The 272-nt window shown below is 37.5% G+C and carries 1 protein-coding gene; it reads right to left on the reverse strand.

Annotated features, from left to right (window positions below):
• Positions 1 to 272: citrate/2-methylcitrate synthase (locus ACY2RW_RS16145; protein WP_490123761.1), on the reverse strand; the 272-nt coding region annotated here is incomplete at both ends.

Consider the following 272-nt stretch of genomic DNA (forward strand, 5'->3'; position numbering starts at 1 on the left):
AGGCATTCACTAGAATATCATTTTGAACGTACTCCTCGTTTGGTTTTTCGAACATCATTTTTAAGATGTTCTCTACATATCCAAGGCTGTTATCACCATAATTTAATGGCAATCCTTTTTGCTTACGCATGGTCCAAGCTACTAATACTGGGAATTTACCCAATATTTTCACGATGGCATTATACATCTCTTCTTCGCTTTCTACGTTTACTGTAGAAGGATTAAACGCTGTTAATGCACTCGTTAATGAAGACAACACGCCCATTGGGTGT

The organism is Polaribacter sp. 2305UL8-11 (assembly GCF_058147165.1).